This is a genomic window from Agrobacterium vitis (assembly GCF_013426735.1).
Lineage (GTDB): Bacteria > Pseudomonadota > Alphaproteobacteria > Rhizobiales > Rhizobiaceae > Allorhizobium > Allorhizobium vitis_D.
Window position 1 is genome coordinate 2,983,212 of the sequence record NZ_AP023272.1, and the last position, 14,038, is coordinate 2,997,249.

Annotated in this window: 12 protein-coding genes; 5 read left to right on the plus strand and 7 right to left on the minus strand. The window is 57.0% G+C overall.

The genetic code is table 11. The annotated features are described in order from the left end of the window. Nucleotides 1–6: 6 nt before the first annotated feature. The 5 genes from rnc to rpoZ all read right to left on the minus strand — a co-directional run bounded on the left by rnc (nucleotide 7) and on the right by rpoZ (nucleotide 5,253). Nucleotides 7–726: a ribonuclease III gene (gene rnc, locus H1Y61_RS13950; protein ID WP_156619643.1), complete on the minus strand. Its 720-nt coding sequence runs from the start codon at nucleotides 724–726 to the stop codon at nucleotides 7–9. After that, nucleotides 723–1,466 (minus strand): signal peptidase I, encoded by a 744-nt coding sequence (gene lepB / locus H1Y61_RS13955; RefSeq protein ID WP_087727723.1) that lies wholly within the window; start codon nucleotides 1,464–1,466, stop codon nucleotides 723–725. The genes rnc and lepB overlap by 4 nt, the downstream gene beginning before the upstream one ends. Nucleotides 1,467–2,001: 535 nt before the next feature. Continuing rightward, the gene (locus tag H1Y61_RS13960; RefSeq protein WP_015915454.1) at nucleotides 2,002–2,154 is read right to left on the minus strand and encodes a DUF3563 family protein; all 153 of its coding nucleotides are present in this window, start codon (nucleotides 2,152–2,154) and stop codon (nucleotides 2,002–2,004) included. Nucleotides 2,155–2,455: 301 nt separating this feature from the next. Next, nucleotides 2,456–4,696: a RelA/SpoT family protein gene (locus tag H1Y61_RS13965; RefSeq protein WP_060715908.1), complete on the minus strand. Its 2,241-nt coding sequence runs from the start codon at nucleotides 4,694–4,696 to the stop codon at nucleotides 2,456–2,458. Nucleotides 4,697–4,854: 158 nt separating this feature from the next. Then, entirely contained in the window at nucleotides 4,855–5,253 is a 399-nt protein-coding gene (gene rpoZ / locus H1Y61_RS13970) for a DNA-directed RNA polymerase subunit omega (RefSeq protein WP_015915452.1), read from the minus strand. A 311-nt stretch (nucleotides 5,254–5,564) separates the two neighbouring features. Here rpoZ and H1Y61_RS13975 point away from each other — a divergent pair, with 311 nt between their 5' ends. From H1Y61_RS13975 to H1Y61_RS13990, 4 genes are all read left to right on the plus strand, one after another. Continuing rightward, a complete protein-coding gene (locus H1Y61_RS13975) occupies nucleotides 5,565–6,143 on the plus strand; it encodes a LabA-like NYN domain-containing protein (RefSeq protein WP_015915451.1) in 579 nt (192 codons plus the stop codon). Nucleotides 6,144–6,794: 651 nt separating this feature from the next. Beyond that, the gene (locus tag H1Y61_RS13980) at nucleotides 6,795–8,309 is read left to right on the plus strand and encodes a methyl-accepting chemotaxis protein (RefSeq protein WP_180572936.1); all 1,515 of its coding nucleotides are present in this window, start codon (nucleotides 6,795–6,797) and stop codon (nucleotides 8,307–8,309) included. A gap of 111 nt (nucleotides 8,310–8,420) precedes the next feature. Continuing rightward, the gene (locus H1Y61_RS13985; protein ID WP_180572937.1) at nucleotides 8,421–9,494 is read left to right on the plus strand and encodes a bifunctional transcriptional activator/DNA repair enzyme AdaA; all 1,074 of its coding nucleotides are present in this window, start codon (nucleotides 8,421–8,423) and stop codon (nucleotides 9,492–9,494) included. A gap of 232 nt (nucleotides 9,495–9,726) precedes the next feature. Further along, entirely contained in the window at nucleotides 9,727–10,005 is a 279-nt protein-coding gene (locus H1Y61_RS13990) for a hypothetical protein (protein WP_156553616.1), read from the plus strand. A gap of 162 nt (nucleotides 10,006–10,167) precedes the next feature. Here H1Y61_RS13990 and smpB read toward each other — a convergent pair whose 3' ends face one another. After that, nucleotides 10,168–10,644, minus strand: a complete 477-nt coding sequence (gene smpB / locus H1Y61_RS13995; protein WP_015915448.1) for an SsrA-binding protein SmpB — start codon at nucleotides 10,642–10,644, stop codon at nucleotides 10,168–10,170. Nucleotides 10,645–10,796: 152 nt separating this feature from the next. Next, the gene (gene dapA, locus H1Y61_RS14000) at nucleotides 10,797–11,681 is read right to left on the minus strand and encodes a 4-hydroxy-tetrahydrodipicolinate synthase (protein WP_180572938.1); all 885 of its coding nucleotides are present in this window, start codon (nucleotides 11,679–11,681) and stop codon (nucleotides 10,797–10,799) included. Nucleotides 11,682–11,904: 223 nt separating this feature from the next. Between dapA and H1Y61_RS14005 the strand changes: the two genes are divergently transcribed. Next, nucleotides 11,905–14,004: a lytic transglycosylase domain-containing protein gene (locus tag H1Y61_RS14005; RefSeq protein WP_235680742.1), complete on the plus strand. Its 2,100-nt coding sequence runs from the start codon at nucleotides 11,905–11,907 to the stop codon at nucleotides 14,002–14,004. The last annotated feature ends 34 nt before the right edge of the window (nucleotides 14,005–14,038 follow it).

Here is a 14,038-nt window from a genome sequence, read left to right on the forward strand (position 1 = left end):
ATCCAATCAATCTGAGGCGGCGGATCTCGTCCACACGCCTTCTCTTTCCAGCAACCGGGTCGCCGCCGCCTGTTCTGCGGCGCGCTTCGACCGGTCAATTCCGGTTTCCGGCTCCAGCTTGCCGATTTCCACCGTGACCGTGAAGCTCGGATCATGATCTGGTCCAGAGCGGTCCGCAACCCGATAGACCGGTGTCACGGCAAATTTCGCGTGTGCCCATTCCTGTAGCTCGGTCTTTGCGTCACGCCGACCGGCATCCTGCCTTGAGGCACGCTCAGCCCAGAACTTCAACACGAAGGCGCGCGCCGCTTCCAGCCCGGCATCAAGATAAATGGCGGCAATCAGGCTTTCCACCACATCGGCCCGCACATTCAGCATATTCTTGTCTGTCAGCTTTTTGACGTCGGCACCGGTGCGGATATAGCGATGCAGCTGAATTTCATCGGCCACCGCCGCACAGGTCTCCGCGCTGACCAATTGATTCAACCGCACCGACAACTCGCCTTCTGTGGCAGCGCGAAACACCTTGAACAAATGCTCGGCCACGCAAAGGCCAAGCACCCGGTCGCCCAGGAATTCCAGGCGCTCATAATCGCTACCTTTAGCGGGCCTCGCACTGGAATGGGTCAGCGCCTTATCCAGCCGCTCCTTGCCGATAAAGTGGTAGCCGATCACGGCCTCCACTTTTTCGCGTTCCTCAGCAGTCAGGGCCTTGGGAGCCTTCATTGAACAACCTTGAACAAACGGTCCCACCGCATATTGGACGGCCATTTCCAAATTTCGCGGAAGGACGTGTTGTTGCCAAGCGAGAAGAAGATCACCGACGCACGGCCAATGAGGTTTTCAGCCGGAACGAAGCCGACATCAAAACGGCTATCTGCGGAATTATCGCGGTTATCGCCCATCATGAAGTAATGACCGGCGGGAACGGTGAATTCACGGGTATTATCGCCAGCCGAATTCTGGATTTCATCCAGCGTGTCGTAATTGACGCCATTATCCAGCGTTTCGCGGAAGACCGGCACGTCGCGCCCAGCATCCATCCGGTAATCGGAGGTGAAGGTTCCGTCCGGCACTTTCGGTATCGGCTTGCCGTTTACCAGCAACACGCCATCGGTCACCTGGATACGGTCGCCCGGCAGGCCGACAAGGCGCTTGATATAATCGATGTCAGGATTGGGCGGAAAGCGGAAGACAACGACATCGCCGCGCTTGGGCTCACTCGCCAGAATACGGCCAGAGAACAGATCGAGGGAAAAAGGCAGCGAATATTTCGAATAGCCGTAGGAGAACTTGTTGACGAAGATATAATCACCCACCAGCAGCGTCGGCATCATCGAGCCGGACGGAATGGTGAAAGGCTGGAACAGCACGGTGCGAATCACCATGGCAAGCACCAGCGCCTGAATGATGACCTTGATGTTCTCCCAAAGGGCATTCTGCTTCTTTTCGACTTTATCCGTCACGCCGGTCTCTTTCATAATTCGTCAGTCTGACGTTTCTCTAGTCGTTTCAGGCCGAACCGGCAACGGCAAAACCGTTGCATCACGCGCTTGCGTCCCGATAACACGACAGAAGCGCACACGGATCAGACAATTATCGTTGAGAAACGAGCCTTACGAGAAAAAGGCGGCATAGGTCGGGGTCGTCGGTCTTCATCACAATGCTGCCGATGCGCAGCCGATAAACCAAGCAATCCAAGTTAAACACTTGGCCAAGATATATAACGGTTACGGAGGCTAGCTTATTCCCGGAAAAACATCAGGAATAAAAATTTAATATGAGCTGATTTGATATCAAGCAGCACCCGAACGCATCTCGTTCGTCGGCGAGACCACCCAAAGATGATGGTCCCGTATCAGGAAACACGACGTGGCTGGATTTGCCTCGTCTTTCATTCACAAGCCCCGGCAAGACCGCGACCATCTTTTTCATCATCCAATTCCGCTTCACCCGGCATAGCTGATTTCACAGGTCAGCCATGCGCCCGGCGTATAGCGATTAACGGATGCGACGGAACAGGCCACCATCGATTTCGCGCTGGCGATATTCCAGGTCGAGGCGGTCATGGGCAGCGTTCAGGTAAGCCATTTCACGTTCCTGGGCAGTCGGGACGCGCAGGGCGCGGGCAAATTTGCGAATAGGACCAAACATTGTCTTATCTCTCTGTATTTGTTTCGATGACCTCAATATACGAGTGCACTGCACAAAGAACCAGAGACAAGGCGCGTTGCCAGCCATGCGCATAATGCATGGCATCATTAAAAACCGCGGAATTTAGCCAGAAACTGCACGAAATTTGATCAGAAACACGGCTCCGATGTCGAAACATTGGCGGCACCGACGAAGCGGACAGTGATCATTTACAGCGCCGTGCACGCTATAAAACACACCTATGACGCTGTAACGCTTTGTATCGGCAGCATAATTTCAATCGAAATTGGCAATCCAAGCCTCAATCATAAACCCGCTTGGCGGTTGCCACGCAATCCAGCTCCTTCAGCTGGGACAAAAGCTGGTTGAGTTGACGCAGATCCCAGACATCCAGATCGAAGGCCATTTCGGTAAAATCGGCAGCGACGCGCATCATGGACAGAAGCCGGATATTGATGTCCAGCCCGGCAATCAGTTGCGCCACCTTGGCCAGCGTACCCGGCTCGTTGATGGCGTTGATCAGGATGCGGGAATGGAAGCGCGACTTGTTGGCCTCATCCAGATCCCAGCGGACGTCGATCCAGCGTTCCGGCTCGTCATCGTATTTCTGCAAGGCAGACGCCTGGATCGGATAGATGATGATCCCCTTGCCGTCTTCCATGATGCCGACAATCCGGTCACCGGGAACGGCACCGGCTGCGGAGAAATGCACTTCGAGATTCCCAGCCAGCCCTCGGATCGGCAGTGGATCCAGCTCCTCCGCAAGACTGCCATCGGCAGGCTTTGCGGCGTCAGACGCCTTCTTGCCTTGCGGCAGCTTGAACATCATGCCGCTGGCCGAGCGCATATTGAACCAGCCATCGTCCATGGCAGGCTTTACGGTAACGCGCTCGTCCTGGTAATCAGGGAATACGGCGCGCAGCACATCAAGCGATGACACTTCGCCGCGACCGACTGCCGCGATGGCATCCTCGACATCCTTATGGCCCAGCCGGTGCAGAACCGGTTTCAGGATCTCGCGGGAAAAGGTCTTGGCGGCGCGCTCGAACGTGCGCTCGAGGATTCGGTAGCCGAGGCCGGAATATTGCTTGCGGATCGCCATACGGGTGGCCCGGCGGATGGCGGCGCGGGCCTTGCCGGTGACGACGATCTCTTCCCAGGCCGCCGGCGGCACCTGCACGCCGGAGCGAATGATCTCCACCTCGTCGCCATTGGCCAGGCGGGTGACCAGCGGCATGATCCGGCCATTGATCTTGGCGCCAACAGTGGTATCGCCGATATTGGTATGAACGGCATAGGCAAAGTCGATCGGCGTGGCGCCGCGCGGCAGGGCGATCAACTTGCCCTTCGGAGTGAAACAGAAGACCTGGTCCTGGAACAGTTCCAGCTTGGTGTGCTCAAGAAACTCTTCCGGATTGTTGGCTTCCGCCAGAGCCTCGATGGTATGACGCAGCCAGGAATAAGCATTGCTTTCGCGCGACAGCAACTCGCCTTCGCCACCGCCCTCCCCATCCTTGTAGAGCGCGTGGGCGGCGATGCCGTACTCGGCAATTTCATGCATGCGGTGGGTGCGGATCTGCAACTCGATACGCTGGCGCGACGGGCCGACGATGGTGGTGTGCAGCGACCGGTAATCATTCTGCTTCGGCGTCGAGATATAGTCCTTGAACCGGCCAGGCACCACCCGCCAGCGGGTATGGACAATGCCAAGCGCCCGATAGCAGGCCGCAACGCCATCGACCAGGATGCGAAAACCGTAGACATCCGAAAGCTGCTCGAAGGACAGCGATTTGGACTGCATCTTGCGAAACACCGAATAGGGTTTCTTCTGGCGCCCCTTCACCGAGGCCTGGAGCAAACCGTTGGCGACCAGAAGATCGCTCAATTCGTCTTCAATCTTCTTGATCAGCCCTTCATTGCGCCGGGAAAGCTCTTCCAGCCGCTTGGTAACAGTCTCGTAAGCTTCGGGATTGATATAGCGGAAGGACAGATCCTCCAGCTCGTCGCGCATGTCCTGCATGCCCATGCGGCCAGCCAGCGGCGCATAGATTTCCATGGTTTCCTCGGAAATCCGGGCGCGTTTGTCGGGGCGCATATGCTCCAGCGTGCGCATATTGTGCAGTCGATCAGCCAGCTTGACCAGCAGAACCCGCACATCGTCTGAAATCGCCAGCAGCAGCTTGCGCAGGTTTTCGGCCTGCTTGGCTTTCTTGGTAACGAGGTCGAGTTTCTTCAGCTTGGTGAGGCCTTCGACGAGCCGGCCGATATCCTCGCCGAACAATTCGTCGATTTCGGCCCTAGTCGCCGTGGTATCCTCGATCGTGTCATGCAGCAGGGCAACCGCGATAGTCGACTCGTCCAGATGCATTTCGGTGAGGATGGCGGCCACTTCCAGCGGATGTGAAATATAGGGATCGCCGCTGGCTCGCTTCTGCTGGCCATGTTTCTGCATGGCGTAGACATAGGCCTTGTTGAGCAATGCTTCGTTGGCGTCGGGCTTGTACTTCTGTACCCGCTCCACGAGCTCATACTGCCGCATCATGCCAAGGCTACTCCATCAATCGAAAATCAGGCCACAACAACGCTGGTCGAAGACGCACTCTCAAAAGAAAAAGCGCGCCAACCTTCCGATTGACGCACAGAGAGTTTGAAAGATCGGACCACCTCAAGACCGGTACGCCGATCTTGAGACTTCGGCAATCAGTAATCGTCGCTCTTTTCCGGCGGGACAAGGCCCTCGATGCCGGCCAGCAGCTCTTCTTCCGACATCTGGTCGAAGGCTACGGTTTCCGGCATTTCGTCCTCGTCTTGCGAGCCGCTGGTCAGCTGGCCTTCGGCAATGGAGGCAGCATCCTGTTCCGGCTCGTCGACTTCGACATGCTTTTGCAGGGAATGGATCAGATCTTCCTTCAGATCATCAGGCGACAGGGTCTCGTCAGCAATTTCGCGCAGGGCAACGACAGGATTCTTGTCATTGTCGCGGTCGATGGTGATCTGGGCTCCCTGGGAGATCTGACGGGCGCGATGGCTTGCCAGCAGAACCAGTTCGAAACGGTTATCGACCTTGTCGATGCAATCTTCCACGGTGACGCGTGCCATGGTCTGTCCTTCTTTTTACTATTTAGTCCTGGGGCTTTTAATATTTATTCCTGAGGGATTGACAGACCGGATACATGTATTATCGCCGGAGTTCAAGTTTTTCCTGAGCGTCGTTTCAGCCGGACTCAACCTAGAAATTGTAAAAAAAATTGGAAACTCATAAAGATTCAATCAACAGTCGGTTGGAATATGCTCTATCGCTGGATACACAATTCATATATGATTAAATCATAATACATTGAGTCGGGTTGGAACCCGAGGCTGGCCATACATGATGCCGCGCTAATGTATATAACAAAGGATGTTGAAGGATGTTTGATCCGAGAGAAAAAATAGCGCTTTTCATAGATGGCGCAAATTTATATGCGGCTTCCAAAAGCCTTGGTTTCGATATCGACTACCGCAAGCTGCTCAAAGCATTTCAGAAGCGTGGCTATCTGCTGCGCGCTTACTATTACACCGCGTTGATCGAAGACCAGGAATATTCGTCGATCCGTCCGCTGATCGATTGGCTGGACTATAACGGCTACAAGGTCATTACCAAGCCGGCCAAGGAATTCACCGATTCCATGGGCCGCCGCAAGGTCAAGGGGAATATGGATATCGAACTGGCCATCGATGCGATGGAACAGTCCGAAACTGTGGATCATCTGGTGATCTTCTCCGGCGACGGCGATTTTACCACGCTCGTCGAAGCCCTTCAGCGCAAGGGCCGCAAGGTTTCCGTGGTTTCGACTATGTCGACCCAGCCGCCGATGATTGCCGACGACCTTCGCCGCCAAGCCGATCATTTCATCGATCTCGTATCGTTGAAGGCTGAAATCGGTCGCGATCCAAGCGAACGGCCGATGCGCCAAGTCGAACCCATGCTCGCCGAGCCGCAGATCTGATCGCCGATAGCGCCGAGCCAAATATGGCGCACTCATTTCCGCTGTAGCGCTTTTATTTGTTGCACAATGAGACGACCCTGGGTCAGCCAGGGTCCCCTCTACCATGGTCGGGCACATGTCTTTCCCGCATTATTCAGGGACATAAACTGATGGTTGCCACGCAACCGCCCTGCCGTTTGCTTTCTTGATAAAAAATATTTCGGCTCAAATAAGATGCGACACACGCATAGCGGATCGCGACACGACTGTATCTATTAAATATTCAGCAACGTAAGCTCTGCATATTTTAAGGGTTTTTGCGATAATATCTTGGTTTACCCGCTCCTGCGGATAGACGCTGGCGACCGCCTTATTATCCTATTGTTAAATTTCTGGGCGTTAACATTTCCATGCGAGGTGAGATCCTAACAGATCCACAACCGTGAGAATGATGACCAACAACACAACCATAGCGCGTCTCTGGGCTGAGTATTTTCCTCGGATAGCGACAGAAGGCTCGAGGCACCACCTCTTGCATCCTGTCTTCAACACCTTGGACAAAATGGGATGTAGCGGAGACCTCGCGTTATGGCAAAGCGCAGCGCCGATCTCCGTGTTGAATGGCTGACGATCGTGCATTTTTAAAACAGGATAAGTGAACCAGGGTGTTTCATGACTAATGCAACCGATGACAATGGCGAACTTCACAAGCGAATGGCTTTCCTCAAGCTGACGGCAAGCGATCTGCAGGTCGTCGCCGGCTTGCAGCCGATCATTGCCCATTCCATCGGTCCGACGCTGGACATCTTCTACCAAACCGCCAAACAGCATCCGGAAGCGGCGAAGTTCTTTTCCAGCGACAGCCATATTGAACATGCCAAACAGAAACAGATCAAGCATTGGAGCCATTTGCTTTCCGGCCATCTGGATGGTGCTTATGTTGCCTCGGCAACCACGATTGGCCGCACCCATGCAAAGCTGGGCCTTGAGCCGCGCTGGTATATCGACGGCTATGGCCTGATTCTCTCAGGCCTGGTCACCGGCGTGCTGGAAGCAGAGATGCGCGGAACGCTGTTTGGCAGCCGATTGAAAGGCGCCATTCCAAAAATCTCCGCGCTGATCCGCGCCACGATGCTGGATATGGATTTCGCCATTTCCACCTATGGTGAAGCATTGAGCGAGGAGCGCAGCAAAATTGCCGCGGAGCGCGCCAGAATCGAAGAAGAACAGCAACAGGCTCTGAGCGCCCTGGACAATGCATTGGCAGCACTCAGCAACGGCAATTTGACGGCACAGATCACCACACCGCTTGCGCCACAATACGAGGCCTTGCGCGGCAATTTCAACAAGGCCGTGGCCACCCTGGCGGGCGCTTTCGACGAAATCAGCCACGAGGCAGGCCAGGTCAATGCCAATACCCGTGAACTGACCCGGGCGACCGACGACATGGCCAAGCGGACGGAACAACAGGCCGCCGCCCTTGAAGAGACGGCTGCGGCGCTGGAGGAAATCAGCGTGATTGCCAAGCAATCGGCGCTGCGCAGCCGCGAAGCCCAGACGGTGGCCAGCCATGCCGCAGAGGCCGCCGGCAAATCCGGCGAGATCGTCGGCAATGCGGTCGCGGCCATGAGCGCCATCGAGGACAGCTCGACAAAGATTTCCTCGATCATCAGCGTCATCGACGAAATTTCCTTCCAGACCAACCTGCTGGCGCTGAATGCCGGGGTAGAAGCCGCACGGGCGGGCGAGGCAGGCAAGGGTTTCGCAGTCGTGGCCCAGGAAGTGCGTGAACTGGCACAGCGCTCCGCCAATGCCGCCAAGGAAATCAAAACGCTGATCGACCGCTCGTCGAAAGACGTCGCCAATGGCGTGGCCCTGGTCAACCAGACCGGCGACGTCTTGCGCACCATCAGCGATCAGGTTCGTGAAGTGGACGGACATATTGCAGCCATAGCCCAGGCCGCCCAGGAACAGGCATCCGGCATGAATGAAATCAATGCCGCTATTTCCAGCATGGACCAGTTGACCCAGCAGAATGCCTCGATGGTGGAGGAAACCAACGCCTCAACCCATACGCTGCAAGGTGTATCCGACCACCTGGCATCGCTGCTGGCCCGTTTCCAGACGCGAGGGACGAAGGCGCATACGCCACGGTCCGGGGCCTATCACCAGAGCTACGCCGCCTGACGACCGGATAAAAATAAAATTGGTTATCCAGCCAGAATATTTTTTGAGAGCGGGCATATCCATGCCCGTTTTTCGGCGTCGGCATCCGGTAAAATGACGTAAAACCTGTTCATGCTGTTCAAACAACCTTCCGAAGATATCCTTTACGCCGCGCTGGTCGCCAAAGATGCGTCCTATGACGGCTTCGCCTATGTCTGCGTCACCTCGACACGGATTTTCTGCCGATTCACCTGTACGGCGCGCAAACCCAAACCGGAAAATTGCCGGTTCACAGACACCATCGCCGCCTGTCTTGAAGGCGGCTTTCGCCCTTGCAAGCGCTGCCGCCCGCTTCTTGCCTATGGTCACGCCGATCCGCTGGTAAAAGCCTTACTCGACCGGCTGGACGCCGATCCTGGCCGCCGCTGGCAGGAATCAGACGTCATTGCACTCGGTCATGATCCATCCACGGTCCGGCGCGCGTTCAAACGGCGGTTCGGAGTGAGCTTCATCGAAATGGCGCGATTGCGCCGGATCAGCCTTGGCACAGAAGTCCTTGCCGCTGGCGAGACTGTGATCGAAGCGCAGATGGAAGCCGGATATGAATCCGGCAGCGGCTTTCGTGCCGCCATCACCCAATTGCTCGGCAATGCTCCGGCAAGGATGAAGGACCTCAACCTGCTCAAGGCTGACTGGATCGACACGCCGGTCGGGCCGATGCTGGCGATTGCCGACGATCACGCGCTGCATCTGCTCGAATTTGCCGACCGGCCTGCCCTGTCCACGGAACTGAACCGTCTGAAGGAACGACAAGGCTGCGGAGTAACAATTGGGCGAACCGCCGTGACCGAACAGATTGCGGCAGAACTGGCACGCTATTTCAGCGGCGATCCCAATGGATTCGAAACCCGGGGATTCCAAACCCGGCTGGCCGGACATGGAACGCCATTCGAGCGCGATGTGTGGCAAGCGCTGCGGCACATTCCGGTGGGGGAGACCTGTAGCTATTCAGAGCTGGCGACATCCCTTGGTCGTCCAAGCGCCGTGCGGGCGGTGGCGCGGGCAAATGGAGCAAACCAGATCGCTATCGTCATACCCTGCCACCGCATCATTGGCGCGGATGGCAGCCTCACCGGCTATGGCGGAGGGCTGTGGCGCAAACAGTGGTTGCTCAATCACGAACGGCGCATAAAACACAACCCATAAGCGTTGCTGATCGTTGTCATTCAAAACATTCGCTGGACGATTTGACGCATCTCGGTCATTTTTCGCGCGTCCACTGGCAGCCAGAGTATTTCCAGGAAAAGGGAAAACCTCCCTGTTTCCATGATGGATAACAAGGTTCTCGGCCTGCCACCTTTTCACCCCTCACCCATCGCTTGTCTGCGTCGTCGAGACGTAGGCTCCTGTCCTCGTGCCCGCTTGAAAGGAAAAGATCATGCGCACGACAGAACCGACGAAAAACAGTGTTGTCCTGGCCCCCAGAGGCGGTTTCACCCGTCGCTTTGCGATGGCCTATCGCTGGATCGCTTCGGGACTGGCGCGCTGTGCCTTACGCCGCGGCAATGGAAAGCCGAGCAACCACATAAGTGAGTTGAATGCGCATCAATTGCGCGATATCGGCCTCGACCACCGGGACATCTCGTCCCGGGAGGAGCAGGAGCGGCACGCCCGGCTGGCGGCCTATGCTTTCCTGATTGGTATGCACGGGCGGTAAAATTCATGCCATGCCTGTCAAAGCGCCGTACGAGAGTCTGTCAGGTTCAAATTGAACCAGACAGACTCTAGATTCTTTTGTTTTCGTTTGTCTTTTCGGGAAAACCGGGTTCCACTTTTCCCTGACAAACTCTATGCGGCGCTTTGACAACTTACACGCATCTCAGCCCGTTTTCAGCAACCGGCTTTTCTGCCGGTTCCAGTCGCGTTCCTTCTCGGTCTCGCGCTTGTCATGCAATTTTTTGCCCTTGGCCAAGGCCAGTTCCAGCTTGGCGCGGCCTTTTTCGTTGAAATAGATTTTCAACGGCACCAGCGTCATGCCTTCGCGATTGATGGCCACGCGCAGCCGGTTGATCTCGCGCTTGTTGAGCAGCAATTTGCGACGACGGCGCGGTTCATGGTTGAAACGGTTGGCCTGAAGATATTCCGGCAGATGCGAATTGATCAGCCAGATTTCCTCACCCTCGTCCGACGCATAGGATTCGGCAATATTGGCCTTGCCTTCACGCAGAGACTTGACCTCCGTGCCGGTCAGCATGATGCCAGCCTCGTAGGTATCGATGATCTCATAGTTAAACCGCGCCTTGCGGTTTTCCGCGACGATCTTGTTTACGGTGCGCTGGCTGCCTCTGGGTGCCATGAACTCTGTCCAATCCGACCTATGCTTTTTGTTTTTTCTTACCGCCGGCGGGTTAATGCTCCGGTCTGTCCGGCCTTATGTAATACAGCAGTACCCGTAATGGAAGAAGCCGGAGCCAATGTGTACTCCGGCCCAGCCGTCCATCGATGATCTCAGTTTATCAGGCCCGCATGCTGAAGGGCGGCATCGATGGCCGCTTCCGTCGAGGCCTCCAGCGTCGATAGCAGCGGCAGGCGGGCGGTCCGACCCATCCGGCCGAGCCGCGACAGGGCATATTTCGCCCCGCAAAGACCTGGCTCCAGGAAGATCGCCTTGTGCAGCGGCATCAGTCGGTCCTGGTAATCAAGCGCCTTGGCGAAATCCCCGGCCAGCGTCGCAGCCTGGAACTCGGCGCACAGGCGCGGCGCGACATTGGCCGTCACCGAAATGCAGCCAACCCCACCATGGGCGTTGAAGCCCAGCGCAGTCGCGTCCTCGCCGGACAATTGGATGAACTCACGCCCGCAGGTGATCCGCTGTTCGGATACCCGCTCCAGCTTGCCGGTGGCGTCCTTGACGCCAACGATGGTTTTATGGGCCTGGGCCAGTTTTCCCATGGTTTCCGGGCTCATGTCGATCACCGAGCGCGGCGGAATATTGTAGATGATGATCGGCAGGGAGACCGCCTGCGCAATCGCCGAGAAATGCGCGATCAGCCCCTTTTGGGTCGGCTTGTTATAATAGGGTGTCACCACCAGAACGGCATCGGCCCCGGCCTTTTCAGCGTGCTGGGCAAGATCGATGGCTTCCATCGTATTATTGGAGCCAGCGCCGGCAATCACCGGAACCCGCCTGGCGGCCACTTCGATGCACAGCTCCACCACCCGTTTGTGCTCGGCATGGGTCAGGGTTGGCGATTCGCCTGTGGTGCCGACCGGCACTAGGCCGGAACTGCCTTCGGCGATCTGCCATTCGACATGAGCGGCAAAGGCTTTCTCGTCAATCGCCCCGGTTTCGGTGAACGGCGTGACAAGCGCGGGCATGGAACCCTGGAACATGCATAGAACTCCCAACAGCCGCCAATCCCTGGTCAGCCGTAAATGTGCAATCAAACGCGGGCACATTACTGCTAGGCCCGCACCGGTACAAGCACGGTTCGGCCGGTTTTATGACAGTTTTTCAATGCAGAATTTTCGTCGCATTGACGCCATTTCATTAAGCATTCATTAATCGGGGTCAGAGTTAATGGGAGCTATGCGCATTTTCCGGACGAGTTTGCCGATGAAACGGACCATTTTGCTCAAGCTAGCCCTGTCCATAGGTGTGACGGCGCTGGCCCCTGCCGCTGTGTCCTGGTCCCAGCCGCTCCTGGGTGGCGGGGATGTACCAGCGCCCGCCAACCGCCCGGCAGCGCTTTCGGCCTCTTCCGCATCCTCTGTTTCTTCATCCTCTATTTCTGGCGACATTACCGGCTCCATCCCGGTTGTCACGCCCATGCCGGTCGAACGGTCGCCGCTGAAATCCGGCCTCGACGCGCTGTCGGACCGCAACGGGGCGCTGGCGCTGTCGATTCGCGATGCCATGCCTCAAGGGCTGGACCGTCATATGCTGACATGGTCGATTGCCATGTCCGGCCTTGCCGGTATCCCTTCCTCAGAAATTGCCAATGCCCAACGCGAGCTGAAAGGCTGGCCGGGGCTTTCCGCGTTCCGCGCCAATTCGGAAAAAGCGCTGCTGCGCGAAAACCCACCAGCGTCGGATGTATTGGCAGCCTTCGGAGAGACCAAGCCGGAAACGGCGGAAGGCACGATCATCCTGACCCGAGCCCTGGTGGCAAGCGGCAATCGCAGCCGCGCCGTTTTTATCCTGAAAGACCTGTGGCGCAGCCAGCCGCTGGAAATTGCCACCGAAGACCGCATCCTGAGCGAATTCGGCGGTTTGTTGACCCGCGCCGATCACAAGCTGCGGATGGATTATCTGATGTATCGCGGCCGCACCGCCCAGGCCAAGCGATTCGCGTCGCTTGGCGATGCGCAGGCTCTTTATGTCGCCTGGATGGCCGTCAACAGTCGTTCGCCCAAGGCCGTAGCACTGATCCAGGCCGCCAGCGCACGGTTTGGCAATGACCCCGCATTGCTGTTCGTCAAGATCGAGTATCAGCGCCGTCAGGACAATTACCAGGACGCGGCAAAACTGCTGGCGCTTGTGCCCAGAGACGCGTCACGATTGGTCAATCCGGGCGAATGGTGGAATGAGCGGCGTATTGTGGCGCGCGGCCTTGCCGATGACGGCAAATACCGGCTGGCCTATCAGGTTGCCGCTGGCTATACCGCCACCGACCCGGTCGATATCGTCGATGCCGAGTTTCATGCCGGCTGGTATGCCCTGCGCGGCCTCAATGATCCAAAAACCGCAGCCCAGCATTTTCGCCGGATTGTCGAGGCATCGAACCGGCCTTTGTCGGCTTCACGCGCCTATTATTGGCTGGGGCGTGCCGATGAAGCGCAAGGCAATCCGACCGCAGCCAGGCAGGATTTCGTCCGGGCCGCCGACTATCCCGGCACCTTCTATGGACAATTGGCAGGCGCCCGCCTGAAGCAAACGCGACTCGACATTCGCTATCCCACACCGACGGACGAAGACCGCCGCCGTTTCGCCAGCCGGGAAGCCATTATCGCTATCGATCGCTACAAGGCCGCCGGCCACGAATGGCGCGGCGCAAGCCTTTACCGGGCCTTGGCCGAACAATTGCAAAGCCCTGGAGAATTGGCACTTCTCGCCTCCAAGGCCGAGCGCGCTGGCAATCACCAATTGTCGTTGCAAGTGGGCAAGACCGCCTATGGCCGTGGCATAAACGTGCCTGCCCTGGCCTTTCCCATCGGCGTCATTCCGGCTTCCGCCAATATCGCCGGCTCCGGCAAGGCTCTGGCCTATGCGATTGCGCGCCAGGAAAGCGCATTCAACCCGGCAGCCGTGTCCGCCGCCAATGCCAAAGGCTTGCTGCAACTGATGCCCGCCACGGCAAAGGCCGTCGCCAAACGTCATGACATGGCATTTTCACCGGACCGGTTGACCCAGGACGCCGCTTATAACGCCACACTCGGCGCCCATTATCTGGGTGAACAGATCGATGCTTTCGGCGGCTCCTATATATTGACGTTCATTGCCTATAATGCCGGACCGAAGCGGGTGCCGGAATGGATCAACCGCTACGGCGATCCCCGTGGCATGCCAATCGATGACGTGGTCGACTGGATCGAGCGCATCCCCTTCCCCGAAACGCGCGGCTATGTACAGCGCGTCATGGAAAACTACCAGATCTACAAGACCCGGCTGGGGCAGACCGCAGATATCGAGCACGATCTTCGATATGGCCGCTGACGGCTGATAGTGGATAAGGTGACGACAACAGGAG

Excerpts from the sequence above, each read along its gene's own strand:
- H1Y61_RS13980 (WP_180572936.1), top strand. The coding sequence starts at position 6,795 with ATGACTAATGCAACCGATGACAATGGCGAACTTCACAAGCGAATGGCT.
- H1Y61_RS13985 (WP_180572937.1), top strand. The coding sequence starts at position 8,421 with ATGCTGTTCAAACAACCTTCCGAAGATATCCTTTACGCCGCGCTGGTC.
- rpoZ (WP_015915452.1), bottom strand. The coding sequence starts at position 5,253 with ATGGCACGCGTCACCGTGGAAGATTGCATCGACAAGGTCGATAACCGT.
- H1Y61_RS13975 (WP_015915451.1), top strand. The coding sequence starts at position 5,565 with ATGTTTGATCCGAGAGAAAAAATAGCGCTTTTCATAGATGGCGCAAAT.
- rnc (WP_156619643.1), bottom strand. The coding sequence starts at position 726 with ATGAAGGCTCCCAAGGCCCTGACTGCTGAGGAACGCGAAAAAGTGGAG.
- H1Y61_RS13960 (WP_015915454.1), bottom strand. The coding sequence starts at position 2,154 with ATGTTTGGTCCTATTCGCAAATTTGCCCGCGCCCTGCGCGTCCCGACT.
- H1Y61_RS14005 (WP_235680742.1), top strand. The coding sequence starts at position 11,905 with ATGAAACGGACCATTTTGCTCAAGCTAGCCCTGTCCATAGGTGTGACG.
- H1Y61_RS13990 (WP_156553616.1), top strand. The coding sequence starts at position 9,727 with ATGCGCACGACAGAACCGACGAAAAACAGTGTTGTCCTGGCCCCCAGA.
- dapA (WP_180572938.1), bottom strand. The coding sequence starts at position 11,681 with ATGTTCCAGGGTTCCATGCCCGCGCTTGTCACGCCGTTCACCGAAACC.
- H1Y61_RS13965 (WP_060715908.1), bottom strand. The coding sequence starts at position 4,696 with ATGATGCGGCAGTATGAGCTCGTGGAGCGGGTACAGAAGTACAAGCCC.
- smpB (WP_015915448.1), bottom strand. The coding sequence starts at position 10,644 with ATGGCACCCAGAGGCAGCCAGCGCACCGTAAACAAGATCGTCGCGGAA.